At 73.8% G+C, this 26,399-nt stretch carries 23 protein-coding genes and 1 riboswitch; of the genes, 14 read left to right on the top strand and 9 right to left on the bottom strand.

Translation table 11 applies throughout. The features are described 5' to 3' along the window. The first annotated feature begins 148 nt into the window (after nt 1–148). Together FB457_RS05225 and FB457_RS05220 are read left to right on the top strand one after the other, a co-directional pair. Entirely contained in the window at nt 149–2,248 is a 2,100-nt protein-coding gene (locus FB457_RS05225; protein WP_047014668.1) for a PQQ-dependent sugar dehydrogenase, read from the top strand. 91 nt (nt 2,249–2,339) lie between these two features. After that, complete coding sequence (locus tag FB457_RS05220; RefSeq protein ID WP_047014669.1) at nt 2,340–3,293, top strand: sugar phosphate isomerase/epimerase family protein; 954 nt, start codon at nt 2,340–2,342, stop codon at nt 3,291–3,293. A gap of 163 nt (nt 3,294–3,456) precedes the next feature. Here FB457_RS05220 and FB457_RS05215 read toward each other — a convergent pair whose 3' ends face one another. Together FB457_RS05215 and FB457_RS05210 are read right to left on the bottom strand one after the other, a co-directional pair. Continuing rightward, nucleotides 3,457–3,882, bottom strand: a complete 426-nt coding sequence (locus FB457_RS05215; protein ID WP_047014670.1) for a hypothetical protein — start codon at nt 3,880–3,882, stop codon at nt 3,457–3,459. Then, a complete protein-coding gene (locus tag FB457_RS05210; RefSeq protein WP_253911143.1) occupies nt 3,879–4,331 on the bottom strand; it encodes an ATP-binding protein in 453 nt (150 codons plus the stop codon). Before FB457_RS05210 ends, FB457_RS05215 begins: the two co-directional genes overlap by 4 nt. Nucleotides 4,332–4,566: 235 nt before the next feature. Here FB457_RS05210 and FB457_RS05205 point away from each other — a divergent pair, with 235 nt between their 5' ends. From FB457_RS05205 to FB457_RS05190, 4 genes are all read left to right on the top strand, one after another. Then, entirely contained in the window at nt 4,567–5,427 is an 861-nt protein-coding gene (locus tag FB457_RS05205; RefSeq protein ID WP_145780987.1) for a Scr1 family TA system antitoxin-like transcriptional regulator, read from the top strand. Then, entirely contained in the window at nt 5,428–5,676 is a 249-nt protein-coding gene (locus tag FB457_RS05200) for a DUF397 domain-containing protein (protein WP_047014672.1), read from the top strand. A gap of 332 nt (nt 5,677–6,008) precedes the next feature. After that, nucleotides 6,009–6,653: an LLM class flavin-dependent oxidoreductase gene (locus tag FB457_RS05195; RefSeq protein WP_145780985.1), complete on the top strand. Its 645-nt coding sequence runs from the start codon at nt 6,009–6,011 to the stop codon at nt 6,651–6,653. Nucleotides 6,654–6,756: 103 nt separating this feature from the next. After that, nucleotides 6,757–6,931: riboswitch (cyclic di-AMP (ydaO/yuaA leader) on the top strand. Between the two features lie 6 nt (nt 6,932–6,937). Next, nucleotides 6,938–7,828, top strand: a complete 891-nt coding sequence (locus tag FB457_RS05190; RefSeq protein ID WP_047014674.1) for an aggregation-promoting factor C-terminal-like domain-containing protein — start codon at nt 6,938–6,940, stop codon at nt 7,826–7,828. 85 nt (nt 7,829–7,913) lie between these two features. Here the strand turns inward: FB457_RS05190 and FB457_RS05185 are convergent, their stop codons facing one another. Both FB457_RS05185 and FB457_RS05180 read right to left on the bottom strand, forming a co-directional pair. After that, entirely contained in the window at nt 7,914–8,726 is an 813-nt protein-coding gene (locus tag FB457_RS05185) for an FCD domain-containing protein (RefSeq protein ID WP_145780983.1), read from the bottom strand. A gap of 64 nt (nt 8,727–8,790) precedes the next feature. Continuing rightward, entirely contained in the window at nt 8,791–9,582 is a 792-nt protein-coding gene (locus FB457_RS05180; RefSeq protein WP_047014676.1) for an SDR family NAD(P)-dependent oxidoreductase, read from the bottom strand. Nucleotides 9,583–9,682: 100 nt separating this feature from the next. Here FB457_RS05180 and FB457_RS05175 point away from each other — a divergent pair, with 100 nt between their 5' ends. Genes FB457_RS05175 through dgoD form a run of 5 tightly spaced genes read left to right on the top strand, consistent with a single transcriptional unit; the run spans nt 9,683 to nt 16,041 of the window. Next, nucleotides 9,683–11,677: a beta-galactosidase gene (locus FB457_RS05175; protein WP_145780981.1), complete on the top strand. Its 1,995-nt coding sequence runs from the start codon at nt 9,683–9,685 to the stop codon at nt 11,675–11,677. 24 nt (nt 11,678–11,701) lie between these two features. Then, on the top strand, nt 11,702–13,024 hold the full coding sequence (locus tag FB457_RS05170) for an ABC transporter substrate-binding protein (RefSeq protein ID WP_125933850.1): 1,323 nt from the start codon (nt 11,702–11,704) through the stop codon (nt 13,022–13,024). Next, complete coding sequence (locus FB457_RS05165; RefSeq protein WP_047014679.1) at nt 13,021–13,971, top strand: carbohydrate ABC transporter permease; 951 nt, start codon at nt 13,021–13,023, stop codon at nt 13,969–13,971. The genes FB457_RS05170 and FB457_RS05165 overlap by 4 nt, the downstream gene beginning before the upstream one ends. Beyond that, nucleotides 13,968–14,888, top strand: a complete 921-nt coding sequence (locus FB457_RS05160; RefSeq protein WP_078898134.1) for a carbohydrate ABC transporter permease — start codon at nt 13,968–13,970, stop codon at nt 14,886–14,888. The genes FB457_RS05165 and FB457_RS05160 overlap by 4 nt, the downstream gene beginning before the upstream one ends. Before the next feature lie 4 nt (nt 14,889–14,892). After that, nucleotides 14,893–16,041: a galactonate dehydratase gene (dgoD, locus tag FB457_RS05155; RefSeq protein ID WP_125933853.1), complete on the top strand. Its 1,149-nt coding sequence runs from the start codon at nt 14,893–14,895 to the stop codon at nt 16,039–16,041. 57 nt (nt 16,042–16,098) lie between these two features. Here dgoD and FB457_RS05150 read toward each other — a convergent pair whose 3' ends face one another. Further along, on the bottom strand, nt 16,099–17,397 hold the full coding sequence (locus FB457_RS05150; protein ID WP_047014681.1) for an MFS transporter: 1,299 nt from the start codon (nt 17,395–17,397) through the stop codon (nt 16,099–16,101). Between the two features lie 144 nt (nt 17,398–17,541). Here FB457_RS05150 and FB457_RS05145 point away from each other — a divergent pair, with 144 nt between their 5' ends. After that, a complete protein-coding gene (locus FB457_RS05145) occupies nt 17,542–18,729 on the top strand; it encodes an acyltransferase family protein (RefSeq protein ID WP_253911144.1) in 1,188 nt (395 codons plus the stop codon). Beyond that, nucleotides 18,704–21,022: an ATP-binding protein gene (locus tag FB457_RS05140; RefSeq protein ID WP_253911145.1), complete on the top strand. Its 2,319-nt coding sequence runs from the start codon at nt 18,704–18,706 to the stop codon at nt 21,020–21,022. The genes FB457_RS05145 and FB457_RS05140 overlap by 26 nt, the downstream gene beginning before the upstream one ends. 93 nt (nt 21,023–21,115) lie before the next feature. On the opposite strand, the gene FB457_RS05135 is transcribed toward FB457_RS05140, so the two are convergent. The 4 genes from FB457_RS05135 to fmt form a co-directional block, all read right to left on the bottom strand. Beyond that, nucleotides 21,116–22,105: a sugar-binding transcriptional regulator gene (locus FB457_RS05135; protein WP_047014683.1), complete on the bottom strand. Its 990-nt coding sequence runs from the start codon at nt 22,103–22,105 to the stop codon at nt 21,116–21,118. A gap of 166 nt (nt 22,106–22,271) precedes the next feature. Then, on the bottom strand, nt 22,272–22,961 hold the full coding sequence (rpe, locus tag FB457_RS05130; RefSeq protein WP_047014684.1) for a ribulose-phosphate 3-epimerase: 690 nt from the start codon (nt 22,959–22,961) through the stop codon (nt 22,272–22,274). 135 nt (nt 22,962–23,096) lie between these two features. Beyond that, entirely contained in the window at nt 23,097–24,515 is a 1,419-nt protein-coding gene (locus tag FB457_RS05125) for a transcription antitermination factor NusB (protein WP_145780979.1), read from the bottom strand. 42 nt (nt 24,516–24,557) lie between these two features. Continuing rightward, the gene (fmt, locus tag FB457_RS05120; RefSeq protein ID WP_145780978.1) at nt 24,558–25,511 is read right to left on the bottom strand and encodes a methionyl-tRNA formyltransferase; all 954 of its coding nucleotides are present in this window, start codon (nt 25,509–25,511) and stop codon (nt 24,558–24,560) included. Between the two features lie 299 nt (nt 25,512–25,810). Here fmt and FB457_RS05115 point away from each other — a divergent pair, with 299 nt between their 5' ends. After that, on the top strand, nt 25,811–26,323 hold the full coding sequence (locus FB457_RS05115; RefSeq protein ID WP_047014687.1) for a hypothetical protein: 513 nt from the start codon (nt 25,811–25,813) through the stop codon (nt 26,321–26,323). Nucleotides 26,324–26,399 lie beyond the last annotated feature (76 nt).

The following is a 26,399-nucleotide window of genomic DNA, read 5'->3' as shown; positions in this document are numbered from 1 at the left end:
GCCGCCGTCACATGTCGGGACGTGGACGGCGGGGGGACGTGAAGCCGCGCACGAGCCGCAGCGCGCGGGCCGATCAAGGACGGCGCGAACGGGCCGACCACCCAGGAGCGTGTCCAGCCGCCTTGTCGTCCAGCCCCCGGGAGGGGAAATGCTACGTAAACTGGCCCTTTTGGCCGCCGGCGCGGTCAGTGCCGCACTGCTGGTCGCGCCCGGCGCGACCGCGGTGGCACCGCAAGCCGCCGAGCAGCCGCCACCGGACAACGCCTTCGAGAAGATCACGCTCAACGACCGCCCGGGCGAGCCGCTCGACCTGGCCGTCCTGCCGGACAAGCGAGTCCTGCACGTCACCCGCGCCGGCAAGGTCTGGCTCAACGACCCGGGCACCGGCGTGAACAAGCTCGCCGCCGAACTCGACGTGTACCAGCACGACGAGGAGGGGCTGCAGAACGTCGCCATCGACCCGGACTTCAGCAAGAACAAGTGGGTCTACCTCTACTACTCGCCGCCGCTGGACACCCCCGTCGACGACCCCGACACCCCCGTCAACGAGGGTGACGCGCCCTTCCAGGGCACGCAGGCGGACTGGGACCGCTACAAGGGCCACCTGCAGCTCTCCCGGTACAAGCTCAAGGGCGACACCCTCGACCTCACCACCGAGCAGAAGATCCTCCAGGTCCCGGTGGACCGCGGCATCTGCTGTCACGTCGGCGGCGACATGGCCTTCGACTCCGACGGCAACCTCTATCTGACCACCGGTGACGACACCAACCCGTTCGAGTCCGACGGCTACACGCCGATCGACGAACGGGACGGCCGCAACCCGGCGTTCGACGCCCAGCGGACCTCCGGGAACACCAACGACCTGCGCGGCAAGGTGCTGCGCATCAAGGTCCGCGGCGACGGCTCGTACGCGATACCCAGGGGCAACCTCTTCAAGCCGGGCACCGAGAAGACCCGGCCGGAGATCTACGCCATGGGCCTGCGCAACCCGTTCCGGATGGAGATCGACCCGCAGACCGACGACGTCTACGTGGCCGACTACTCCCCCGACGCCCGCGCGGCCAGCGACACCCGCGGCCCCGCCGGGCAGGGCAAGTGGCTGGTGCTCGACGAGCCTGCCAACTACGGCTGGCCGTACTGCGCCACCGCGAAGATGCCGTACAACGACTACGACTTCGCCACCAAGACCTCCGGCGCGCGGTTCGACTGCGCCAAGCCGGTGAACGCCTCGCCGCACAACACGGGCCGCACCGAGCTGCCCGAGGTCGAGCAGCCGGAGGTCTGGTACTCCTACGGTCAGTCCGCGGAGTTCCCGGGCCTGGGCACCGGCGGCATCGCCCCGATGGCCGGACCGGCGTACGAGTACGACCCGGCGACCGAGGCGCGGAACCGGGCCGTGGCCTGGCCGCGGTACTACGACGGGACACCGCTCTTCGCCGAGTGGGGCCGGGACTACATCAGGGAGTTCAGGCTCGACCGCTCCGGCGCCGTGGAAGCGATCAACCCGGTCGCCCAGGGGGTCGGGCAGCCGCCCGTCGACAACCCCATGGACCTGGAGTTCGGCCCGGACGGCGCCCTCTACGTCCTGGAGTACGGCGACGGCTACTTCTCCGAGAACCCGGACGCGCAGCTCTCGCGGATCGACTACATCGGCCGCACCGGCAACCACGCACCGAAGCCCGCGCTGACCGCCACGCCGGTCAAGGGCCTCGCGCCGCTGACCGTCGGGTTCTCCGCGGCCGGCACCACCGACCCGGACGGCGACACGGTGCGCTACGCCTGGGACTTCGACGGTGACGGCAGGACCGACTCCACCGACGTCAGCCCCTCGCACACGTACACCGAGGACGGCACCTACAAGGCGGCCCTGAAGGTCACCGACAGCAAGGGCCGGGCGGCGTACAAGGACGTCGACATCACCGTGGGCAACCAGGCCCCGGTCGTCACCCTCGTCAAGCCCGTCAACCAGCAGGAGTTCCACTTCGGCGACGCGGTGCAGTTCGAGGTCACGGTGACCGACGAGGCCGAGGTCGACTGCAGCAAGGTCCAGGTGCACTACATCGTGGGCCATGACGCGCACGGCCACCCGCAGAGCACCACCGCGGGCTGCACCGGCACGGTCCAGACCGAGCCCGTGGCGGGCCACGACCCGTCCGAGGGCAACGTCACCGGCGTGTTCGTCGCCGAGTACACCGACCCGGGCGGCCTCACCGGCAGCGACCGGGCGGTCATGAAGATCGTCGGCTGACCTTCCGCTACGGCGCGGGGTGGCGTGCGCACGTACGCCACCCCGCGGTTCCCACCACATCCACACCCGAACTTCGCAGGAGAGATCCGACATGAGCAAATCCAGCCTGCACCGCCGTGGATTCCTCAGGGCCGCCGCCGGCACCGCCGCCGTGGCCGCGGGCGCCGGGGCCTTCGCGTCCCCCGCCGCCGCCGGCCACGGCGGCCTGATCCCCCGGGGCCGTATCGGCCTGCAGCTCTACAGCGTCCGCGACCAGATCCAGCAGCGCGGCTTCACGCCCGTGCTCACCGAGCTGGCCGCGATCGGCTACAAGCACATCGAGTTCGCCGGCTACACCTCGCCGGCCGAGCCGGACATGACCGTCCCCAAGCTCCGCAAGCTCCTCGACGACAACGGGCTGTGCGCCGGCGGCGCCCACCTCGGGCTCGACGCCCTGCTCAACGCGAGCACCCGCGAGCGGGAGTTCGAGAACGCCGCCGCGCTCGGCATGGACTACGTCGGCACCGCCAGCGACTTCCCCGGCCGTACGGCGGCGGAGATCCAGGCCGGCGCCGACCGCTTCAACGAGTCCGGCGAGGTGGCCCGCGGCTACGGGCTCAAGATCTACCAGCACAACCACACCAACGAGTTCGGCCCGGTCACCGACCGGCCGGGCGAGCGGCGCCACGACCTCTTCCTGAGCGGCACGGACCCGCGGTACGTCTTCCTGGAGCTGGACATCCTCTGGGCGTTCGGCGCCTCGGTGAGGTTCCGCGACCAGCTCGGCGAGTTCGACCCGCTGGACTACGTCAACGCCGCCCCGCAGCGCTACATCGCCTTCCACGTCAAGGACGGCGTGCGGGACCCGGCGCTGACGAACCAGTACCGCGACGTCGTCTTCGGCCAGGGCGAGCTGGACTTCCGCCGCTTCTTCAGCGGGCTGCGGGCGCCGGGGCTGCCGCTGTACTTCTGGGAGCAGGACCGAGCTCCGCAGGAGCCGCAGGGCTCGATCTGGGCGGCCGAGGCCAGCTACGACGCGATGGTCGCGCTGCGCAGCCGGGACTGAGTAAACCCCGGCACCGCGCGGTAGCCACCGCACGCGCGAACGACACGATCCGCGGGACCCGCGCCGCGGGCCGCGGTTCGTCATTCCCGCGGCGGGCCGGCCGCGGGCTCCTCCCCCGCAACCGAAACAAGGAGGTGCCCGCCGGCCGGGCCGCCGCGGGTGCTCAGGCGGCGTCGCTGCGGCCCGCGGCCGCCAGGGCGACATCGCAGGACCAGGCGGGCTCGACACCCGTACGCCGGCAGACCGCCAGGAAGAGCGGGATCGGCGGCGTGTACGGGACCCCGTCGGCCGGCCGGTGCACCAGCCGGGGTACGGCCGCCGGCCCGCCGGTGCCGGCGGCCGCCCCCGAGATATCGGCGCCCGGCGCGTAGTGCACGCTCCGCGGCCACTGCAGGCCGAGACCTGCGCCGGCCGGCACGATCCACCACCATCGGCTGCCGTCGGCGAAGACACAGCCCACGCGGGGAAGCCGGGCCATGACGTCGTAGCCGATCCGCTGCGACACGCCCACCGCGTCGCAGCCGAGGGCCGCGGCACCCGCGCCCGGTACGGCCAGCCGGAGCCGGCCGCCGGGCTCGGTGCGCATCATCCGGCCGCCCGCTCACCGGCGGCTGGGCCGGCCCCGGTACGGGAACCGGAAACGCGCGGCGCGGCGGCCCCCCCGGCCGCCGACACCTCGCGCTGCAGCTCCGCCCAGACCACCAGACCCGGGCCGGGCCGCGCGTCGTATGCCCCCCAGCTACTGCTGACCGCGGTGACGAGCAGGAGCCCCCGACCCTGCTCGTCCGCGGACGACCGCTGCACCCGCAGGCTTCCCGGCTCGACACCCTGATCGGTGACGGCCAGCCGCAGGCGGTCGGCGCTACAGCGCAGTTCGCACCCTATGCGCCGACTCCCCGTATGCAGCAGTGCGTTGGTCACCAGTTCCGAGAGGACGAGGGTGGCAGTCTCCCCCACCTCGCCCTCCACCCCCCAGCGGTGCATCTGCTCGCGGGCCAGCCGGCGGGCGACCATAACGGCGTCCGCCCGACCTGGCACCTCGAAACCGCACCGCACCGCACCGGCCCCCGAACGGAATCCCGGCAAGCCGGGATCCTGTGTCACGACCCCCGTCTGGTACGGCTGTGTGGACTGGCTCACATCCCAAACTATGGCCCTGCCACGGCCACTTGGCAACCCCCACTGTGAATTTTTCAGAGTTGCTGTTGCACTGTGTTCGCCAAGCCCGGGGCGTGGCACACTGCTTGAGGCAGTTCCGACAGGGAGGTATGGCGTGAGCGAACCGCGGTCTGCGCCGACCGTGGGGCAGGTCGTGCTCGGCAAGCGGCTCCAGGAGTTGCGCGAGCGGGCCGGGCTCAAGCGCGAGGAAGCCGCGAAGACCCTGCGCGTCGCCCCCGCCACCGTGCGCCGGATGGAGACCGCCGAGGTCGCGCTGAAGGTTCCGTACGTGCAACTGCTGTTGCAGGCGTACGGCATCGACCAGGAGGAGATCGACGCCTTCATCGCGCTCACCGAGGAGGCCAACGAGCCCGGCTGGTGGCAGCGCTTCCACGACATCCTGCCCGACTGGTTCAGCATGTACGTGAGCCTGGAGGGCGCGGCGTCGCTCATCAGGTCGTACGAGCCGCACTTCGTGCCCGGTCTGATGCAGACCGAGGACTACGCGCGGCACGTGCTGAAGGTCGGCTCCCTCGGCCGGGTCGCGCCCGCGGAGATCGAGCGGCACGTCGCGCTCCGCATGGAGCGCCAGGAGCTGCTCACCCGCGAGGACGCGCCCCGCTTCTGGGTCATCGTGGACGAAACGGTCCTGCGCCGCCCGGTGGGCGAAGCCGCGGTGATGCGCGCGCAGGTCGACCGGCTCCTCGACATCGCCTCGCTGCCCAACGTCACGCTCCAGATGGCGGAGTTCCGCACCGGCCACCACCCGGGCACGTACAGCCCCTTCGTCCTCTTCCGGTTCGCCATGCCCGAGCTGCCGGACATGATCTACACCGAGTACCTCACCGGCGCCGTCTACCTCGACGGCCGGCACGAGGTGGCCACACACCTCGCCGCCCTGGACCACATGGCGGCCCAGGCGGCGACGGCTAAACGCACGAAGGAAATCCTCCGGGACTTCCGCAAGGAGCTGTGAATGGAACGCATTTACAACGGCATGCCGGCGGCGGACCTCGGCACCGAGGGCTGGCACAAGCCGTGGAGCGGCGGCAACGGCGGCAACTGCGTCGAGGCCATGAAGCTGCGGGACGGGCGCATAGCGGTACGGCACTCGGCACACCCCGACGGTCCCGCCCTCATCTACACCCCCGGTGAAATGGACGCGTTCATCGAGGGTGCCAAGGCCGGCGAAGCCGACTTCCTGCTGTCGCGGAGCCCGGCGTGACCGCGTCAGGCGCGGTGCCCGCGCACCGGCAACCGCGCCGCCCGGTCCACTCGCCGTCCGAGCCGGACGGCGAGCCCATCCCGGCGAACGGGGGTGTGGCCCACCCGCACTGACGTGGGCCACCGGCCGGGAGCACAGAGAGGGAGGGGACACCCCGGGGGGGTCCCCTCCCTCGGCGTTCGCCGGGGTACGGGCGCGCAACGGCGCCCGGGGGCACGGCAGATGAAATTCCAGAAATCATGAACCGTGGGTGTCCGCACCGCTGCCTTCCGCAGGGTATGGGCGTACGGTATGCCCCCGATGGCCCTCGTCAGCCCCCGGGGAGGCCCGCGATGAGCGCATCTCCACCTCCGTCCGCCGGCGCGGTTCCGCCTGCGGTCCGCGTCGGAGTGCTACTCCCCCGGCTGCCGGAGGAGCCCGCGGCCTGGCTGGCGGAGTGCGCGGCGTACGACTCGGCGGGCGCCGACGCACTGTGGCTGGACGGCGGTCCCGACCCGGCGCACGACGTGCTGGCGCTCGCCGCCGCCCTGGCCGCCGCCACCGGCCGGGCGCGGCTGGTCGTCGCGCTGCCCGACCACGTGCCGCAGGCCGCGCTGCTGGCCCGGGCGCTGGCCACCGTGGTGCTGCTCAGCGGCGGCCGGCTCGCGCTCGCCGCCGACTCCCGGCGGTGCGCCGAACTCGGCGCCGTCGCACCGGCGGTGCCCGCCTTCCGCCGGCTCGCCCCCGCCGGACCCGGCTACGAGGAGCCGGGCGCCGGGCGCTGGACCCCGGCGGCGGCGCCCGCGGGTCCCGACGCCTGGCGGACCGCGCTCACCGGCGCCGCGGAGCGCGGGGTGCACGGTCTCGTCGTACCGGCCGGGCAGCCCCTGTTGGAGGCACTGCGCCTCAGCGTGCGTGCCGAACGTCACACGCGCCACAACCGCCCCACGGGTGCGCGCGTCACCACGGAGCGTCAGAGTCCGCATGGATCCTCGTGATCCGCTTGTGATCTGCCGTTCGATCTCCTAGTGTCCGAGTCGTTCGCACACGCGAGCACCGTGCTCCGGTACGCCGAATCCTGCCCGTCGGAGCCCGGAACCGTCGTCCCCACAGCCGTTCGGGCAGGAGCGGGGGAACCACTTCTCCGTCGGCAGGAGCACGGTGGCAGCACCGCACCGCACTCCCCGACTCGGGGTGAAGCCGCACAGCACGACGCGGCCGGGCAACTCCAGCCCGAACCCGACAGCTCACTTCGCAGGCGTCGGAGAAAGAGCGAGCCAACATGGCCGGAACCGGCACCCGGCGCGCGCCCAAGTCGCGCTCCACCCGCCGCTATGCCGCCGCTGCGGGGGTGGGCATAGCCCTGCCCGTCGCCGGCGGAATCGCGGCGACCGCCGCGCACGCCTATACGGTCGAGAAGGGCGACACCCTCTCGGAGATCGCCGAGGACAACGGGTTCGGTCCCGACTGGCAGCGGCTGTACGAGGCCAACAAGGAGGCCGTCGGCGACAATCCCCACCTGATCCTGCCGGGCCAGGAGCTGGACCTGGGGGATGAGAAGGCCGCCAGCAAGCCCGCCGAGGCCGACCAGAGCGCCGCCAAGACCGAGCAGAAGCAGCAGCGTTACGTCGAGCACACCGTCGCCGCCGGCGAGACGCTGGCCACGATCGCCGGGAAGTACGACGTGCCCGGCGGCTGGCAGCGGGTGTACGTCGACAACGAGGAGGCCATCGGCGACAACCCGGCCGCACTGACGGTCGGCACCGAGCTGCGCGTCGACACCGAGGGCGGCAAGGTCGACAAGTCGATCGACCCGAACGGCTCGTCGGCGTCCGAGGGCTCCGGCGGCGCCACCGAGGCGTCGCAGGCGAGCGTCCCGACCACCGAGTCCGGCATCCAGGCGGCGGCCCGGGAGATCGTGCCCGCCGACCAGTTCACCTGCTTCAGCAGCATCGTGGAGCGCGAGAGCGGCTGGGACCACACCGCGACGAACCCCACCTCCGGCGCGTACGGCCTGATGCAGGCGCTGCCGGGCGACAAGATGGCCTCGGCCGGCGACGACTGGCGCACCAACCCGGTCACGCAGATCACGTGGGGCCTGGACTACATGAACGACCGCTACGGCAGCCCGTGCGGCGCGTGGGATTTCTGGCAGGCGAACAACTGGTACTGATACCGGGGGGCCCTGGCCCGCGGGATTCTCCTCTCGCCCCGCCGCGCGGATCCGTCCGCGCGGCGGGGCGTGTTCGCCGTACGGGCTACGCCCCGGCCGCCCGCTCCGCGGCGGACCCGCCGGCGGGCTCGGGGGCGGAACCCTCGGCGGAGCCGGCGCCGGGCTCACCGGCGGACAACTCGGCCAGGTCCCGGGCCGCCTGGGCGAGGAGCCGGTGCATCGCCGCCTCCGCGGCGTCCGGGTCCTGCGCCCGTATCGCCGCCAGCACGGCCCGGTGGCCGGGCACGGGGTCGCTCGGGTGGTGTCCGGGGCCGTGCACCAGGCGGTCGCGGGCGGCCAGCCCGCTGGCGAGGACCTGGTCCATGCGCTCCAGCAGTTCGTTGTGCGAGGCGGCCAGCAGGGCACGGTGGAACGCGAGGTCCGCGGCGACCGCCTCGGCCGCGCCGTCCCGCGCCCCGGCCATCGCCGTGAGCGCCGCCTCCAGCGCCGCCAGGTCCGCGTCGGTGCGCCGCACCGCGGCCAGCCGGACCGCCGCGGGCTCGACGATCCCGCGCACCTCGTCCAGGTCGCGCAGCAGCGGGGAGGCGGCCCGCGCGGCGGCGCCCTCGCCCTGCTGCCTGCCCGCGGTCTCGAAGCGCCACCGCAGCACGTCGGCGTCGAGGAGGTGCCAGTCGGCGCGCGGCCGGACGAACGTGCCGCGCTTCTGCCGGGCGTCGACCATGCCCTTGGCCGCCAGCACCTTCAGCGACTCGCGCAGCGCGGTGAGGCTGACGCCCAGCTCGGCCTGGAGGGCGGCGAGGTCGAGGGTGGCGCCCTCGGCGATCTCACCGCCGAGCACCCGGTGCGCGAGGGTCTCCACCGTCTGCCCGTGCACCCCGCGGCGCGCATAACCCGCCATGCCCCCTCGCTCCTCCCTCAGCTCCCCGCCCGCCCGTGCTCCGCCGCCCCCGCGGCGCCCCCGCTCAGGCCGATGACTTTACGACGCTCCAGCCGCCGTCCACGACCAGGCTCGCACCGGTGACGTAAGACGCCTCGGGCGCGGCGAGGAAGGCGACGGCGGCGGCCACCTCCTCCGGCGCGCCCAGCCGCCCCGCGGCGGTCTGCGCGGCGCTGGCCCTGCGGTCCTCCTCGGGGACGCGGTCCCAGAGCCGGGTGAGCACCGGTCCCGGCAGCACGGTGTTCACCCGCACCGACGGGCCGTACTCGACGGCCAGTTGGCCGGCCAGCGACAGCAGCCCGCCCTTGGCGGCGGCGTACGCGGGGTGGCCGGGGATGCCGTGCCTGGCGTGCACCGACGAGACCAGCACCGCGGCGCCCGGGGCGCCCTGCTGCGCGCGCAGCCCGGGCAGGCAGGCGCGGAAGCCGAGGAACGCGGCCGTCAGCCCGACGTCGACCTGGCGCCGCCAGGAGGCGGGCGACGTCTCGTGCGCGGGGGCGACGTCGACGGCGACGGCGTTGGAGACGAGGACGCCGACGGGCCCGAAGTCCGCGGCCGCGGCCAGGATCCGGGGCCAGCCGTCCTCCTCCGCCACGTCCGCGGCGGCCGCGGCCGCCGCGCCGCCCGCGGCGCGGATCTCCGCGGCCGTGGCCTCCGCCCGGTCGCCGTCGATGTCGGCGACGACGACCGCGGCGCCCTCGGCGGCGAGCCGGCGGGCGGTGGCCGCGCCGATGCCGGCGGCGGCCCCGGTGACGACGGCGGTGCGGCCGTCGAAGCGTGCGGTGTGCGGGAGTTGCGTGGCTCCGGCTGCTGTCACGAGTTCACGCTCCGGGTGTTGACGGATCCGCCGCGGCACTTCTACGTTTCCCCAAGGTTAATTCGTAATTTAAGAATTGAGCAAGAGGGGCGGAGGCAGCGTGGGGCGCATCCACTTCGGCGGCGACTACAACCCCGAGCACTGGCCGGAGGAGGTGAGGGCCGAGGACATCCGGCTGATGAAGGAGGCCGGGGTCTCCATGGTCACGGCCGGCATCTTCTCCTGGGCGCTGGTCGAACCGCGGCCCGGCGCGTACGACTTCGACTGGTTCGGCCGCGTGCTGGACGACCTGCACGGCGCCGGCATCCGCGTCTGCCTGGCGACGATGACCGCCTCCCCGCCGCCGTGGCTGACCGAACAACACCCCGAGGTGCTGCCGCAGGACGCCGACGGCGTCCGCAGGTGGCCCGGCTCACGCCAGCACTTCTGCCCCTCCAGCCCGGTCTACCGCGAGCACGCCGTGCGCCTGGTCACCGAGCTGGCCACCCGCTACGGCACCCACCCCGCCCTGGAGAGCTGGCACATCGGCAACGAGTACGGCTGCTCCAACCCCCGCTGCTACTGCGACGTCTCCGCCGCCGACTTCCGCCGCTGGCTGCACGAGCGCTACGGCACCGTCGAGGCGCTCAACACCGCCTGGGCCACCACCTTCTGGTCCCAGCGCTACGGCACCTTCGAGGAGGTGTTCCCGCCGCGCACCACCCCCACTTTCCCCAACCCGGCCCAGGTGCTGGACTACGCCCGCTTCTGCGACGACGCGCTGCTGCAGTGCTACCTCGCCGAGAAGGAGGCGCTGCGCCGGATCACCCCCGACGTGCCCGTCACCACCAACCACATGCCGCTGCACAAGCCCGTCGACCCGTACGCCTGGGCGGCGCACGAGGACGTCCAGGCACTGGACTTCTACCAGGACCCGTACGACCCCGAGACACACGTCGGCGCGGCCCTCGCCTTCGACGTGACCCGCTCGGCGGGCGGCGGGCGCCCCTGGATGCTGATGGAGCAGGCGCCCAGCGCCGTCAACTGGCGGGCCCGCAACAGCCCCAAGCCGCCCGGCACGATGCGGCTGTGGAGCTGGCAGGCCGTCGCGCAGGGCGCGGACGCGGTGCTGTACTTCCAGTGGCGGGCGACCCCCGGCGGCGCCGAGAAGTTCCACTCGGCGATGGTGCCGCACGCCGGCACCGACACCCGGATCTTCCGCGAGGTGCGCGCGCTGGGCCGGGAGCTGGCCGCGGTGCCGCAGCTCGCCGGCGCCCGCTCGCGCCCGGAGGTGGCGCTGCTCGCGGACTGGCACAGCTGGTGGGCGCTGGAGCAGGGCTCGCACCCGTCCGCGGACCTGGACTTCGCCGAGACGCTGCGCCGCCACTACCGGCCGTTCTTCGACGCGGGCGTGGAGTGCGACGTGGTGCCGCCGGACCGCGACCTGTCCGCGTACCGGCTCGTGGTGGTGCCGAACCTGTACCTGATGAGCACGGAGACGGGCGCCCGGCTGACCGAGTTCGTACGCGCCGGTGGCCACCTGCTCGTCTCGTACTTCACCGGCATCTCCGACGACTGCGACCGCGTCCACCTCGGCGGCTACCCGGCGCCGCTGCGCGAGGTGCTGGGGCTGCGCGTCGAGGAGTTCTGGCCGCTGGCCGAGGGGCAGCACCTGCCGCTGACCGGGACGCTGACCGGCAGCGGAGACCTGTGGTCCGAGGCGATCGACCTCGAAGGCGCCGAGGAGGTCGCAGCCTTCGGCGCGGGCGAGCTGGCCGGACGGCCTGCGGTCACCAGGCACGCGTACGGGGACGGAGTCGCCTGGTACGCGGGCACCCGGCTGCCGGTGGCGGCGATGCGCGCTCTGGTGGACCGGGTACGCGCCAGGGCGGGCGTGGCACCCGTGCTGCCGGGGCTGCCGGCGGGGATCCAGGCCACCGTGCGGGAGGGCGCGGAGGGGCGCTTCCTCTTCCTGCTCAACCACGGTGCCGGTACCGCGACCGTCACCCTGCCCGAGCCGATGCCCGCGGTCGCCGGCGACGGCGTGGACCCGGCGGCGGGACCGGTCGCCTCCGTCGACCTGCCCGCCCGCGGCGTCGTCGTCCTGCGGGCCTGAGGAGTGCACTGACAAGGAGGTCGGATGCCCACCCGAAGGAAGATCCTGGCGTGGGGCGCGGCGGCCGCCGCCGCGCCCGCACTGGCCGGCTGCGGCGAGGAGGTCGGCGCGGCCCGTACGACCACGGCGGCCAGGCGCAGGCCGGGGCAGAAGGTCACGCTCACCTTCTGGACCTGGGTGCCCCTGCAGAAGGCCGTGGCGCTGTGGAACGAGCAGAACCCGGACGTGCGGGTCGACGTGCAGACGGTGCCGGCCAACACCTCCGGCGGCTACCAGAAGATGCACTCCTCCCTCACCGCGGGCGACCCGCCCGACCTGGCGCAGGTGGAGTACTACGCACTGCCCGAGTTCATGCTGGTGAACGGCCTCACGGACCTGAGCGAGTACGGCGCCGACGAGCTGAAGGGCGCCTACGTCGACTGGCAGTGGCAACAGGGGGTGTTCGCCGGGAAGACCTACGCGATCCCGCAGGCGTCGGGCCCGATGGGGCTCTTCTACCGCCAGGACCTCTTCGACAAGTGGGACATCGAGGTCCCGGCCACGTGGGACGAGTACCGGGCCGCCGCGGTGAAGATCAAGAAGCGCGGCTCCCTCATCACCGCCTTCCCGCCCGCCAACGCCCAGTGGTTCGCCGCCTTCCCCTGGCAGCGCGGCGCCCACTGGGTGACCACCGAGGGCGACACCTGGGTGGTCGACCTCGCGGGCCCGGAGTCGCTCGAGGTCGCCGACTTCTGGGACGGGATGCTCGCCGACGGGCTCGTCGCGCCCGTCCAGGACGCGCAGTCGGCGTTCTTCAAGGGGCTGCAGACGGGAGGACTCGCCACCTGGCCGGGCGCGCAGTGGTACGACGCCCTGATCCGCGGCAACGCGCCGCGCACCGAGGGCCGGTGGCGGGTCGCCGAGCTGCCGCAGTGGGAGCGCGGCGGGCACGCCTCGTCCAACTGGGGCGGCTCGGCCACCGCGATCCTCCAGGGCAGCCGGCACCCGGTGGAGGCGCTGGAGTTCGCCCACTGGCTCAACACCGACCCCGGGGCGATCGACCTGCTGATCGCCGCGGGCTACGGCTGGCCCGCGGCGAAGATCGAGCTGGCGGACTCCGCGCTCGGCAAGCCCGACCCGTTCTTCGGCGGCCAGCGCTACAACGAGGTCTTCCAGCTCGCCGACCGCAACGTCGACACCTCCTGGCGCTTCGCGCCGACGACGACGCAGTCGTACGCGCACATCCAGGACGCCTTCGGCCGCGTCCTGGCCGGCCACGGCTCGCTCGCGGACGCCCTCAAGGACGCCGAGGGCATGTTCGTGGACGACCTGAAGGCCAAGGGGCTCAAGGCGAGGAGCGCGCGATGAGCACATCCGTGAAACCCGGCCGGGCGCGGTCCGGCACGGCCGGCCGCGGCCGGCGCGGCGGCCGCCCCGACCGCAAGGCGTGGGCGTTCCTCGGCCCGTTCCTGGCGCTGTACCTGTTCGCGATGGTGGTGCCGGTCCTCTACGCCGTCTACCAGAGCATGCTGAAGGTCGAGCGCAGCGGCCCGATGGGGCTCGGCGAGCCGTCCGTCGGCTTCGCCGGCTTCGAGAACTACTCCCTGGCCCTGCAGCAGGAGACGTTCGTCGACGGCTTCGGCCGGGTGCTGCTCTTCGGCATCGTGCAGGTGCCGGTGATGCTGCTGCTCGCGCTGGTGCTCGCGCTGCTGCTGGACCAGGTCTCCCACCGCTGGGCGGGACTGCTGCGGGCCACGTACTTCCTGCCGTACGGCATCCCCGGCGTGGTCGCCACCATCCTGTGGGGCTTCCTGTACGTGCCCGGGGTCAGCCCGATCACGTCCGTGCTCGGCGACCTCGGCTTCCAGCCGGACTTCCTCGGCTACGACAGCGTGCTGTGGTCGATCGCCAACATCGTGGTCTGGCAGTTCGCCGGCTACAACATGCTGATCATCATCGCCCAGCTCAAATCCGTGCCGCAGGAGCTGTACGAAGCGGCCAGGATCGACGGCGCCGGGCCGTGGCAGACGGCGCTGCGCATCAAGATCCCGCTGGTACGGCCGGCCCTCGTGCTGACCACCGTGTTCTCCATCATCGGCACGATGCAGCTCTTCGCAGAACCGCTGGTGCTGAAGAAGGTCGCCCCGGCCGTCACCACCGACTACACCCCCAACCTCAGCGCGTACTTCGACGCCTTCGCGAACGCCAACCTCTATCTGGCGGCGGCCAAGTCGGTCATCCTCGCCGTCGTCGCCATGGTGCTGTCGTTCGGATTCCTCAGCCTCGTCACCCGCAGGCAAAGGAGCGAGCGGTGAGCGCCACCGGCACCCGGCCAAGGACCGGCACCGAGGTGGCCGGGTCTCCGCCCGCCACCCCCGCACCGCGCCCGCGGCGGGCACCGCGCCCCGGCCGCATCCTCCTGGTGGCCGTGCTCACGGCGGCCGCGCTGTACTTCCTGCTGCCGGTCTACTGGCTGGTGATCGCGGCCACCAAGTCGAACGACAGCCTCTACGGCTCCTTCGGCCTGTGGTTCGACGACCCGCGGCTGTGGGACAACCTCAGCCGGGTCTTCAGCTACGACGGCCATGTCTACCTGCGCTGGATGCTGAACTCCCTGTTGTACGCGGGCGTCGGCGCGGTGCTGGCGACGCTGCTGTCCGCCGCGGCCGGCTTCGCACTCGCCAAGTACAACTTCGCGGGCCGGGAGGCGGTGTTCACGTTCGTCCTCGCCGGCGTGCTGCTGCCTTCGACGGCGCTGGCGCTGCCGCTGTACCTGATGTTCAGCAAGCTGGAGCTCACCAACACCTACTGGGGCGTCCTGATCCCCAGCGTCGTCAGCCCGTTCGGCGTCTACCTGTGCCGCATCTACGCGGAGGCGGCGGTGCCCGACACGCTGCTGGAGGCGGCGCGGGTGGACGGCGCGGGCGAAGGGCGGATCTTCTTCTCGCTGGTGCTGCGGATCATGACCCCGGCGCTGGTGACCGTCTTCCTCTTCCAGTTCGTGCACATCTGGAACAACTACTTCCTGCCGTTGGTGATGCTCTCCGACGACCGGAAGTACCCGATCACGCTCGGGCTGGTCACCTGGCAGCAGGCCGCGGACCGGGTGCCGGAACTCACCCAGTACACCATCGGCGGAGCCTTCGTCTCCGTCATCCCCCTGGCCGTCGCGATGCTCGTCCTCCAGCGCTTCTGGCAGACCGGGCTCACCGAGGGCAGCGTCAAGGAGTAGGCAGTTGAAGATCACCCGGGTCGAGACCTTCGCCGTGCCGCCGCGCTGGCTGTTCTGCCGGATCGAGACCGACGACGGTCTCGTGGGCTGGGGCGAGCCGGTCGTGGAGGGCCGGGCGGCGACCGTCCGCACCGCCGTCCACGAGCTCGCCGAACAGTTCCTCCTCGGCGCGGACCCGCTGCGGATCGAGGACCACTGGCAGCTCATGACGAAGGGGTCCTTCTACCGCGGCGGTCCGGTCCTCTCCTCCGCCGTCGCGGGTCTCGACCAGGCGCTGTGGGACCTCGCGGGCAAGGCGTTCGGCGCACCCGTGCACCAGTTGCTCGGCGGCCCGGTGCGCGAGCGCGCCCGCGCGTACTGCTGGGTGGGCGGCGACGAGCCGGGCGAGGTGCGCGACCAAGTCGCCGCGCAGGTGGAAGCGGGCTTCACGGCGGTGAAGATGAACGGCTCCGGGCGGATGGACCGGCTGCCGAACGTCGCGGAGCTGCGCCGGGTCGCCGCGCGCGCGGAGGCCGCGCGCGACGCGCTCGGCCCGGAACGGGACTTCGCCGTCGACTTCCACGGCCGGTTCTCCGCGGCCGGCGCGATCAAGGCGATCGGGGTGCTGGAGCCGTACGCGCCGATGTTCGTGGAGGAGCCGGTGCTGCCCGAGCACACGCATCTGCTGGAGCGGGTCACCGGTTCGACGGCGCTGCCGGTGGCGACGGGCGAGCGGCTGTTCTCCCGCGCGGAGATGCTGCCGGCGCTGCGGGCGGGCGTCGCGGTGCTCCAGCCGGACCTCTCCCACGCGGGGGGCATCTCGGAGTGCCGGCGGATCGCCTCGCTGGCCGAGACGTTCGACGTGGCGATCGCGCCGCACTGCCCGCTGGGGCCGCTGGCGCTGGCCGCGAGCCTGCAACTCGCGTTCTGCACGCCGAACTTCCTCATCCAGGAGCAGTCGATCGGCATCCACTACAACACCGGGGCGGAACTGCTCGACTACGTCGCCGACCCGGAGGTCTTCCGCTTCCACGACGGGCACCTGCTGCGGCCGGCCGGGCCCGGTCTCGGCGTGGAGATCGACGAGCGGGCGGTACGGGCCGCGGACGGGACGGCGGAGTCCTGGCACAACCCGGTGTGGCGGCACCCGGACGGGTCGTACGCGGAGTGGTGACGTGGAGTGCACGCGGGGTGGTGTGACGCGGGGTGGTGACGCGCCGGGGGCGGCGGCTCAGCGCCGGGTCGCCGCCACCGCGCCGGCCGTCACCAGCACCGCGACCGCGATGCCGAACGCCGTGGTGCCCGCCGTCAGCCCCACCGCGTCGCTGAGGTACCCGGCGGCGACCGGCAGCACCCCGGCCATCAGGTAACCGCCGCCGGTGAGGGCCGCGTTCGCCTCGGCCAGCCGGGTGGCCGGTATCCGGGCGCTGAGCGTGCTGAGCCCGCCGAGCTGCGCGCTGCCCTGGCCGAGCCCGGCCAGCACCGCGGCGGCCAGCAGCAGCGGCACCGAGGTCACGGCGGTCGCCAGCACCAGCGCCGCCATGCCGGCGGTGGTGAGGACGGCGCCGAGGATGAAGAGGACGCGTACGCGCAGGGTGCGCACCGCGAACTGCACGCCGGTCGCCGCCGCGAAGAGCAGGAAGATCATGCCGCCGGCGAGCGCGCGGTTGTCGCTGTCCAGCAAGTCGGCCAGCAGGGCAGGGCCGAGGGAGAGCACGAAGCCGGTGGCGGTCATGCCCGGGGCGAGGACGGCCAGGCTCAGCAGCAGCGTGCGGCGGTGCGGGCGGGGCACGGACGGGATGCGCACGAGCCGGCGCGCGCGCCGGGCAGCGGAGTCCGCCGCGCTCCCGTCACCGGTCCCGGCCTCCGCTCCCCCGCCCGGCCGCTCCCCACGCCGCTCCCCCGGCCGGGACAGCGGCATCCGCAGCACGACCGCGAGCGCGACGAGCAGCAGCCCCGTCTGCACCACGAAGACCAGCCTCGTGGGGTGCGGCAGCGTCTCCGCCAGCACCCCGGCGAGCATCGGCCCCAGCGCTGCCCCGCCGACCATCGACGCGGACGCGACCAGCCCGCCGAACTGCTTCTGCCCCGGCGGCGCCAGGTCCGCCACCGCCGCCATCCCCGCCGCCAGCACCGCGCCCACCGCGAACCCGCTGAGCAGCCGCGCCACGCCGAGCACGGCGACCGACTCCGCGGTGGCGAAGAGCACCGTGGCGGTGAGCGACAGCGCCAGCCCCGGCAGCAGCACCGGCCTGCGGCCGTACCGGTCGGCGAGGGTGCCGGCGAACGTCAGGGTGACCAGCAGGCCGGCGATGTAGGCGGCGTAGACCAGCGTGATCGTGGCGGCGGAGAAGCCGAACCGGCCCTGCCACAGCACGTACAGCGGCGCGGGCTCGTTGGACAGGGCGAGCGCGGCCACGACGGGCCAGGCGGCCAGCCACATCCACCGCCGCGAGCCGCCCGGCGGGCCGCCGGGAACGGGTGCGGGGGCGCCGAGGGCGCGGTCCGTGCGGCGGGCGTCGGCCGTCATGCGCGCTCCTCGGCAGGGTCGGCCGACACTGTACGAGATCACCCGCGCGCCCTGAAGTGCAGGTGGCGGCCGGGGAGTCCGGGGGAGCCCGCGGCACCGACCGAGGCAGTTTCCCTAGAATTCCTATCGGCATGATAGGGAAGAATGGTGAGCGGCAACGACAAGGGCAGCCCCGGCACCCCGCGGGACCCGTACTTCGACAACGTCAAGTTCCTGGCGGTGGTGCTCGTCGCGTGCGGGCACGCCTGGGAGCCGCTGGTGGACGGCAGCCGGGCGGTCGCCGCGGCGTACGAGACCGTCTACGCGTTCCACATGCCCCTGTTCGTCCTCGTCTCCGGCTACTTCTCCCGCGGCCAGGACGGCTCGCCCCGCCGGGCCCGGGGCCTGATCACCGGGCTGGCCGTGCCGTACCTGGTCTTCGAAACGGCGTACACGCTCTTCGGCCGCCACGCCGGCGACAACGCGAGCCCCTTCAGCCTGCTCGACCCCTGGGGCGTGACGTGGTTCCTGCTCGCGCTCTTCGTCTGGCGGCTGTCCGTGCCGCTGTGGACGGCGCTCCGCCACCCGCTGCCGGTGGCGCTGGCGGTCGCGGCGCTGGCCACCGCCACCCCCGGCATCGGCAATGACCTGGAGCTGCAACGAGTGCTCCAGCTCCTGCCGTTCTTCGTCCTCGGCCTCACCTGCGCACCGGAGCCGCTGCGGCTGCTGCGGCGGCGCGAAGCGCGGATCCTGGCCGCCCCGGTGCTCCTCGCCGCACCGGTGGCCGCCTACCTCCTCGGCCCCCACACCGACCGTCGCTGGCTCTACCGCAGCACCGCCGCCCAGGAGATCGGCTACTCCGGGACCACCGGACTGCTCGCCGTACCCGTGCTCTTCTGCTGCTCGCTGCTGCTTGCCGCGGCCTTCCTCGCCTGGGTGCCCGGACGGCGGCTGTGGTGGACCGTGCTGGGCACGGGCACCCTCTACGGCTACCTGCTGCACGCCTTCGCCACCCAAGGGGTCCGCTACGGCGGCTGGTACGAGCCCGCGTGGCTCTCGACACCCGCCGGGCCGGTGGCCGTCACCCTCGCCGCCGCCGCGGGCATGGCGCTGCTGTGCAGCCCGCCGGTACGCCGGGCGCTGCGCTGGGCGGTCGAGCCACGGCTCGCGCCGCTGTTCCGACCGGCGGGCAGTGTGCCCTCCCGCGCCCCCCGTTCGGTTGAATCCCGCGGACTCGCTCCGATGCCCGCCCGCGCGCCCTTTACCGTCGTCGGTTGTACGACCGCCGGTTGTACCTCGCCAGCCGGTCACCGACCTCCGGGGGGCCATGATGAGGAACCGCAGCGCCGGTGAGCTGCCCGCCGAAGCCACCAGCTTCGTCGGCCGCCGGCAGGAACTCGCGCTGCTCGACGCCTGTCTGCGGCAGGCCCGCCTGGTCACGCTCACCGGACCCGGCGGGGTGGGCAAGACCCGCACCGCCGTGCGCGGCGCGCACCGGCTGCGCTCCCGCTTCCCCGACGGCGTCACCCTCGTCCCGCTCTCCGCCCTCGCCGACCCTCGGCTGCTGCCCAACACCGTCGCCGCCGCGCTCGACCTGCCGGAGCAGACCGCGCTGCCGGCGCAGGACGCGCTCGCCGCGTACCTCAAGGACAAGACGGCGCTGCTCATCCTCGACACCTGCGAGCACCTGGTCGACGCCTGCGCCGTGCTCACCGAGGAACTGCTGCGCGCCGCCCCGCAGTTGCACGTCGTCGCCACCAGCAGGCAGCCCCTGGACGTGGCGGGCGAGCACATCCTGCCGATCCCGCCGCTGGCCGTCCCGGACTCGGGGCCCGCGGACGACGCGCTGCAGTTGTTCACCGACCGGGCCGCCGCGGCCGTGCCCGGCTTCACCGTCGACGACGACAACCGCGCCGACGTCCTCGCCCTCTGCCGCCGCCTCGACGGCATCCCGCTCGCCATCGAACTGGCCGTCAGCCGGCTGCGAGTGCTCTCCCCCGAGGAGATGCTCAACCGGCTCGACCACCGCTTCCAACTGCTCACCGGCGGCCGGCGCACCGCCGTGCCGCGGCACCAGACGCTCCGTACCACCATCGGCTGGAGCTACGATCTGTCCACCGAGCCCGAGCGGCTGCTGTGGTCGCGGCTCGCGGTGTGCGCCGGGGAGTTCAGCCTGGACGTCGCCGAGGCGGTCGGCGCGGAGGGGGCGCTGCCCGTCGAGGGGGTGCTCGACGCGCTGATCGGGCTGGTGGAGAAGTCCGTGGTGCTGCGAGTGGAGTCCGAGCACGGCACCCGCTACCGGATGCTGGACACCATCAGGGAGTTCGGCCTGGAACAGCTCGGCCCCGGCGCCGAGGCGGAGCGCACCCGGCGCCGGCACCGCGACCACTTCCTGCGCCGGGCCCGGTTCTTCGACGCCGAGTGGACCGGCGACCGGCAGGCGGTGCTGCTGCGGGAGATGGTGCGCGACCAGGCCGACGTACGGGTCGCGCTGGAGTTCTGCGTCGCCGACCCGGACGACCCCTCCGCGGGCCTGCGGATGGCCACGCTGCTGTGGGGCTACTGGCACTGCACCGGGCTGCTCACCGAGGGCCGCTACTGGCTGCGCCGCGCCCTGGACCGCTGCCCTGAGGACCGCCCGGAGCGGGTGAAGGCGCTCTGGCTGACCTGCTGGTTCATGGACATGCAGGGCGAGCGCGGCGACACCTTCGCGCTGCTGGACGAGGCCGAGGCCATCGCCCTGCGCATCGACGACCGTACGGGCCTCGCCTGGACCCGCACCTTCCGCCACCACTCCCGCTACTTCCGCGGCCGGACCGACGGCGTCGCCGAGGGCTTCGAGGCCGCCCGGCGGGAGCTGGCGGAGCAGGGCGACGAGACCGGGCTGCTCATGAGCGGCTTCATCGTGGGCTTCTTCCACGTCCTCAACGGCGGTACGGGCGAGGGCATCGCGCTCAGCGAGGACTCCCTCCGGCGCAATGCGGCCACCCCGGCCGAGCTCTGGTCGCGCGGCTGGGCGCTGTGGGTCAAGAGCATCGGCCTGTGGCTCAAGGGCGAGCACCTGGAGAGCATCGAGTGCGCCAGGCAGGGCATCCGCGCCAAGGCGGTGCTGCACGACCTGACGGGCGTCGCGCACTTCCTGGAGGGCTTCGCCTGGCGGGCGGCGGAGCTGCGGCACTTCGAGCGGGTGGCCGTGTTGCAGGGCGCGGCGGACGCGCTGTGGCGCCGGGCGGTGAAGGAGGCCAGGTTCGGCATCTGCGTCCTGCACGACCTGCACGGCGGCGCGGCGGACGCGGCCCGCGAGGCGCTGGGCAACGACGGCTACGACACCGCGTTCCGCGAGGGCGGCCGGCTGCCCACCAACGCCGCGGTGGCGCTGGCGCTCGCCGACGAGGCGGCGCCGGCCGCGCCCGCGGTACCGGCGCAGCCGCCGGGCGCGGGCGACGGGCTCACGCCGCGGCAGCGGCAGGTGGCGGGGCTGGTGGCCAGAGGGCTGACGAACCGGGAGATCGCCGAGAAGCTGGTGATCTCCAAACGCACGGTGGACGCGCACGTGGAACACATCCTGGCGAAGTTCGGCTTCACCTCGCGCTCGCAGATCCCGGGCGTCCTCTCCGGCCCGCTGCACGCGCCCGTGGACGGATGACCGCGGCCCGGTTCGTACGGGAAAGGTGCGCCGGGCGTACGGAACGGGCCGGCCTCCCTACGGCGCGGCTCGTACGCCACGGCCCCCGCGGGGCTACAGCTCGTCCGGGTCGGCGCGCTCCAGCGCGGGGCGCGGGCCCGGCGCCACCTCGTCCAGCAGGTAGTCCGCGGCCACGGTGTCCGTGACCAGGCTCGTGACCAGCCCCGAGCGCAGCACCGCCACGATCGCCTCGCGCTTGCGCGCGCCGCCCGCGATGGCGACCACCTCGGGAATCCGGCGCAGCCGGTCCGCCTCGACGGTGATGCACCGCTCCCCCAGGTCGCGGCCGATGCGCCGGCCCTCGGCGTCGAAGAGGTGCGCGGACATCTCGGCGGCGGCGCCCAGCGAGGCGTAGTGCGCGCGCTCCTCCTCGGAGAGCATGTCGTGCATGGCGGAGATGCCCTCCTCCCAGGAGCCGATGGAGACGGCGGCGACGGTCACCTTGTCGAAGTACTCGAAGGCGCGGGCCACCCCGGTCTGGCTGCGCAGCGCGGTGGCGGTGGCGGCGTCGGGCAGCAGCATCGGCGCGTAGATCGGGTGGGCCTCGCCGCCGGCGACCTCCGCGGCGCGGCGCACGGCCTCCACGGAGCCGCGCTCCGCGGTGCCCGCGTCGTAGACGCCGGTGAGCTGCACGACGGTGCACGGGGGCAGCCGGTGCAGCGCCTGCGCCATGTTGATCGTGGACCGGCCCCAGGCCAGGCCCAGCACATCACCCTCGGTGACCAGCTCGGCGAGGAGGTCGGCGGCGACGCTGCCGAGGTTCTCCGGGTCGCGGGTGTCGGGCACCGCGTCGGCCGGCGCCTCCACGACGACGGCGTGCCTGAGGCCGAAGCGGGCGCGCAGGGCGTCGGAGCGCTCGGCGTCGAGCTCGGCGGGGACGCGGATCTCGATCCGTACGAGGTCGCGCTCGAGCGCGGTCTCCAGCACCCGGGCGACCTTGAAGCGGCTGACGCCGAACTCGTCGGCGATCTGGATCTTGGACTTGCCCTCCAGGTAGAAGCGGCGGGCCATCGCCGCCGCCTGTACCAGCTCCGCGGGTCCCATCCGCGCAGCCGTCCGGCCCGTCGACACGAGATCTCCTTTGCTCTCCCCGGCGGAGCTGCTCGAAGGCGCTGCTCCGTCTTCAATACTTTCACGATCCCGGCCCGGAGGCGTCGGCTCCGAAGGGGCGCGGGCCGCGGGCGCGGGGCTGTGCCGGTGTGCGCGGGCGCTAGTGGCAGCCCGTCGCCCAGGGAGCCCCCTCGCCGGCCGCCTGCGCCTGGGCGCGCAGCGCCCGCACCGCGGCGGCCGGATCCTCGGCCCCGTACACCGCGGAACCGGCGACGAACACGTCCGCGCCCGCCTCGGCGCAGCGCTCGATGGTCTCCGCGGAGACACCGCCGTCGACCTGCAACCACATCTCCAGGCCGTGCTTGGCGATCAGCTCCCGGGTGCGGCGCACCTTGGGCAGCATGATGTCCAGGAACGCCTGGCCGCCGAAGCCCGGCTCGACGGTCATGACCAGCAGCATGTCCAGCTCGGGCAGCAGGTCCTCGTACGGCTCGATGGGGGTGGCGGGCTTGAGGGCCATCGCGGCCCGCGCACCCTTGGCGCGCAGCTCGCGCGCCAGGCGCACCGGCGCCGCGGCCGCCTCGGCGTGGAAGGTCACGGAGCCGGCGCCCGCGTCCACGAACGCGGGGGCCCAGCGGTCCGGCTCGTCGATCATCAGGTGGCAGTCCAGCGGGGTGTCGGTGGCCCGGCGCAGCGACTCGACGACCGGGACGCCGAGCGTCAGGTTGGGCACGAAGTGGTTGTCCATGACGTCGACGTGAAGCCAGTCGGCGCCCGACACCGCGTCCGCCTCCTCGGCGAGGCGGGCGAAGTCGGCGGAGAGGATGCTGGGGTTGATCTGGACTGCCATGCCCCCCAGCCTGCCATGCCCGCGCCGGGGCCGGGGCCGCGGTACCCGTGCCGCCACTCCCCGTTCACCGTGCGTGGGCCGGAATGTCGGGTTCGGCGCCGGGTCCTTCCGCCGGGGGCCGTGGGCCGGGGGGGCTCAGCCGGTGCGGCGCAGCAGCGCGAGGTACATCGCGTCGGTGCCGTGGCGGTGCGGCCAGAGCTGGATGTCGGGTCCTTCGCCGAGCTCCGGTACGCCGGGCAGCAGCGGCCGGGCGTCGACCAGCTCGGCGGCGGGGGCGCCGGCCGCCTTCAGCACGTCGTCGACGACGGCGCGGGTCTCGGCGGGGTGCGGGGAGCAGGTGACGTAGCCGACGACGCCCCCGGTGCGCACCGCCCGCAGCGCGTCCTCCAGCAGCGCCCGCTGGAGCGGCGCGAAGCCCTCCAGGTCCTCGGGGCGGCGGCGCCAGCGGGCCTCGGGGCGGCGGCGCAGGGCGCCCAGGCCCGTACAGGGGACGTCCACGAGGACGCGGTCGAAGCCGCCGGGGCGCCAGGCCGGGCGGGTGCCGTCGGCGACGACGACCTGGTACGGGCCCGGGTTACCGGCAAGGGCGCGGGCGACCAGCCGGGCCCGGTGCGGCTGCTTCTCGGCCGCCACCAGCGCCGCGCCGCGCTCGGCGGCCAGCGCCCCGAGCAGCGCCGCCTTGCCGCCGGGGCCCGCGCAGCCGTCGAGCCAGCGGGTGTCGGGGCCCTCCAGCGGGACGTTCGCGAGCGCCAGCGCGACGAGCTGGCTGCCCTCGTCCTGCACGCCTGCCCGGCCGTCGCGCACCTCGTCCAGCGCGCCCGGGTCGCCGCCCTCGGCCAGCCGCACCGCGTACGGGGACCAGCGCCCCGGCAGCGTGTCCGGCCCGCTCAGCTCCGCCGGCGTGGCCCGTCCCGGGCGGGCGACGAGGGTGACCTCGGGGCGCTCGTTGTCGGCGGTCAGCAGCTCCTCCATCCCGGCCCTGCCGCCGCCGAGCGCGTCCCAGAGCGCGGAGACGATCCAGCGGGGGTGGGAGTGGACGACGGCGAGGTGTTCCTCGGGGTCGTCGGCGTAAGGCGGTGCCACCTCGGCCAGCCAGCCGTCCAGGTCGCGGGCGGCGATCTTGCGCAGCACGGCGTTGACGAACCGCGCCCGCCCGTCGCCCAGGACGACGCGGGCCAGCTCGACCGTCGCCGAGACGGCGGCGTGCGGCGGGATGCGGGTGCCGAGGAGCTGGTGGGCGCCGAGGCTGAGGACGTCGAGCACCTCGGGGTCGACCTCGTGCAGCGGGCGGTCGACGCAGGCGGCGATGATCCGGTCGTACGTGCCCTGGCGGCGCAGCGTGCCGTAGACCAGCTCGGTCGCCAGTGCCGCGTCCCTGGCGTCGAAGCCGTCGCGCTGCCGGGCCTGCCTGAGCATGGGCGGCAGCACGAGGTTGGCGTAGGCGTCGCGCTCGTCGACCGCGCGGAGCGCGTCGTAGGCGAGGATCCGCACGGGATCCTTCTGCGGCCTGCGGTAGGGCTTGGCGGGCCGGCGACGGCGCGGCTGGTCGCTCACGTGAAATGTGCTCCGGGGCTGGCAGTTGCGTACACCGGAAGCCTACGCCCCGGCGGGCTCCGGCCCGTCGCCGAGGCGTTCGCCGGAGGCGATGCGCACCCCGCGCGCCCAGTCCGCCGCCGCCATCGGGCGCTTGCCCTGAGGCTGCACCCACTGCAGCTCCACGGCGTACGAACCGGTGCCGACGTGCACCGCGGACTTCCCCACGGCCAGCTCACCGGGCGCCAGGTCGGTGCGCTCGGGGCGGGGGGCAACCGAGCGGACCTTCAGCCGCTCGCCGCGGAACGTCGTCCAGGCGCCGGGTGCGGGGGAGCAGCCGCGGACCACGCGGTCCACGCGCAGCGCGGGGGCGGCGAAGTCCAGCCGCGCGTCCGCCACCTGGATCTTCGGCGCCGACGTCACCCCCTCGGCGGGCTGCGGCACGGCCTCGAGGCTGCCGTCCTCGATCCCGTCCATGGTGGCGGCGAGCAGCCCCGAGCCGGCCATGGCCAGCCGGGTCAGCAGGTCGCCGCTGGTGTCGGTGGGCCGCACCTGCTCGGTGACGACCCCGAACACCGGCCCGGAGTCGAGCCCTTCCTCGATCCGGAACGTGGTCGCGCCGGTCACCTCGTCGCCGGCGAGGATCGCGTGCTGCACGGGCGCGGCGCCGCGCCAGGCGGGCAGCAGCGAGAAGTGCAGGTTGACCCAGCCGTGCACCGGGATGTCGAGCGCGGGCTTGGGCAGCAGGGCGCCGTACGCGACGACGGGGCAGCAGTCGGGGCCGATGGCGCGCAACCGGTCGAGGAACTCCGGCTCCTTGAGCCGCCCGGGCTTCAGCACCTCGATGCCGGTCTCCTCGGCGCGCTGCGCGACCGGGCTCGCCACCAGCCGCCGGCCCCGCCCGGCGGGCGCGTCGGGCCGGGTGACGACGGCGACGACCTCGTGCCGGTCCGACGCGAGCAGGGCGTCGAGGGCGGGTACGGCGACTTCCGGCGTACCGGCGAAAACGAGCCTCATGGGCGGTGCGGATCCTCTCGGCTGCTGCGTGGGGCGACATGGGGCGGTAGGCGGCACCACGTCGGGCCGCCAAGTCTAGGACCCGTGCAGGCGGGGGCGGGGGCGGGCACGTGCGGAACGCCGTGGTCCGGATACGCCAGGGGCGTGCGGTCGGCCGCACGCTCCCGGGCACGGAGCGTGCGCCCCCGACCCGTGACCGCCGGGTAAGTGTCGCGTTGCTCAGTCAGGAAAGTGAAGAACGACCGAAACGGGCCGCTCCGCGGCCCGATCCGAACGACGCCGGTTCGAGAGGCTTCTCCATGGCCGACCACGCAAGCCACGACGCCCAGGCGCGGGCGAGCCTGCAGCTCCTGGTGCGGGACATCGAGAGGGTGCGCAGGCAGGTCGACGCGCTGCGCACCCTCACCGCCCAGCTTGGCAACGTCTACCGCCCCCGGCGGACGGGCCCGTCCGCGGGATTCGTCGTGTACGGGCGGGCCCCGGCGCCCACGGTGCGGCTCGCCCAGGAGCTGCGGGACAGCGTCGAGACGCTGGTGACCGCGGCCGTCGACTTCGACCGCTCGCTCGGCTTCTCCTGGGACGCGGTGGGCTCGGCGCTGGGCGTCACCAAGCAGGCGGTCCACCGCCGCTACGGCACCCGCCGCGCCCAGCAGGCGCCCCGCGAGGCCGGCTCCGCCGAGGCCGCGGGCGCTCCCACCGGCGAGTCCAGGCTGCCGTCGGGCACGCTCCCGGTCGTCCCGGCCGCCCGCCCGGCTCCGGGCACGACGACGCCGACGCAGCAGACGGACGCGGTGGCGATCACGCAGTCCTGACAGCGGCCGCCCGGGGCCCGCGGTCGACGGCTGCCCCCTCCGTATGCACGCGCCAGTCCCCTGCCGTCCTGTGCCA

The organism is Streptomyces sp. CNZ287, from assembly GCF_007827615.1.
The sequence above is the reverse complement of the archived record's forward strand: the minus strand, read 5'-3'. Positions and strand labels throughout refer to the sequence as shown.

Bases quoted from the DNA above. Each gene is read 5' to 3' on its own strand.
- FB457_RS05115 (WP_047014687.1), top strand. From the start codon at position 25,811: ATGGCCGACCACGCAAGCCACGACGCCCAGGCGCGGGCGAGCCTGCAG.
- FB457_RS05215 (WP_047014670.1), bottom strand. From the start codon at position 3,882: ATGATGCGCACCGAGCCCGGCGGCCGGCTCCGGCTGGCCGTACCGGGC.
- FB457_RS05190 (WP_047014674.1), top strand. From the start codon at position 6,938: ATGGCCGGAACCGGCACCCGGCGCGCGCCCAAGTCGCGCTCCACCCGC.
- FB457_RS05150 (WP_047014681.1), bottom strand. From the start codon at position 17,397: ATGACGGCCGACGCCCGCCGCACGGACCGCGCCCTCGGCGCCCCCGCA.
- FB457_RS05220 (WP_047014669.1), top strand. From the start codon at position 2,340: ATGAGCAAATCCAGCCTGCACCGCCGTGGATTCCTCAGGGCCGCCGCC.
- FB457_RS05135 (WP_047014683.1), bottom strand. From the start codon at position 22,105: ATGGGACCCGCGGAGCTGGTACAGGCGGCGGCGATGGCCCGCCGCTTC.
- FB457_RS05185 (WP_145780983.1), bottom strand. From the start codon at position 8,726: ATGGCGGGTTATGCGCGCCGCGGGGTGCACGGGCAGACGGTGGAGACC.
- FB457_RS05200 (WP_047014672.1), top strand. From the start codon at position 5,428: ATGGAACGCATTTACAACGGCATGCCGGCGGCGGACCTCGGCACCGAG.
- FB457_RS05195 (WP_145780985.1), top strand. From the start codon at position 6,009: ATGAGCGCATCTCCACCTCCGTCCGCCGGCGCGGTTCCGCCTGCGGTC.
- FB457_RS05225 (WP_047014668.1), top strand. From the start codon at position 149: ATGCTACGTAAACTGGCCCTTTTGGCCGCCGGCGCGGTCAGTGCCGCA.
- FB457_RS05140 (WP_253911145.1), top strand. From the start codon at position 18,704: ATGATGAGGAACCGCAGCGCCGGTGAGCTGCCCGCCGAAGCCACCAGC.
- FB457_RS05170 (WP_125933850.1), top strand. From the start codon at position 11,702: ATGCCCACCCGAAGGAAGATCCTGGCGTGGGGCGCGGCGGCCGCCGCC.
- rpe (WP_047014684.1), bottom strand. From the start codon at position 22,961: ATGGCAGTCCAGATCAACCCCAGCATCCTCTCCGCCGACTTCGCCCGC.
- FB457_RS05145 (WP_253911144.1), top strand. From the start codon at position 17,542: ATGGTGAGCGGCAACGACAAGGGCAGCCCCGGCACCCCGCGGGACCCG.
- FB457_RS05165 (WP_047014679.1), top strand. From the start codon at position 13,021: ATGAGCACATCCGTGAAACCCGGCCGGGCGCGGTCCGGCACGGCCGGC.
- fmt (WP_145780978.1), bottom strand. From the start codon at position 25,511: ATGAGGCTCGTTTTCGCCGGTACGCCGGAAGTCGCCGTACCCGCCCTC.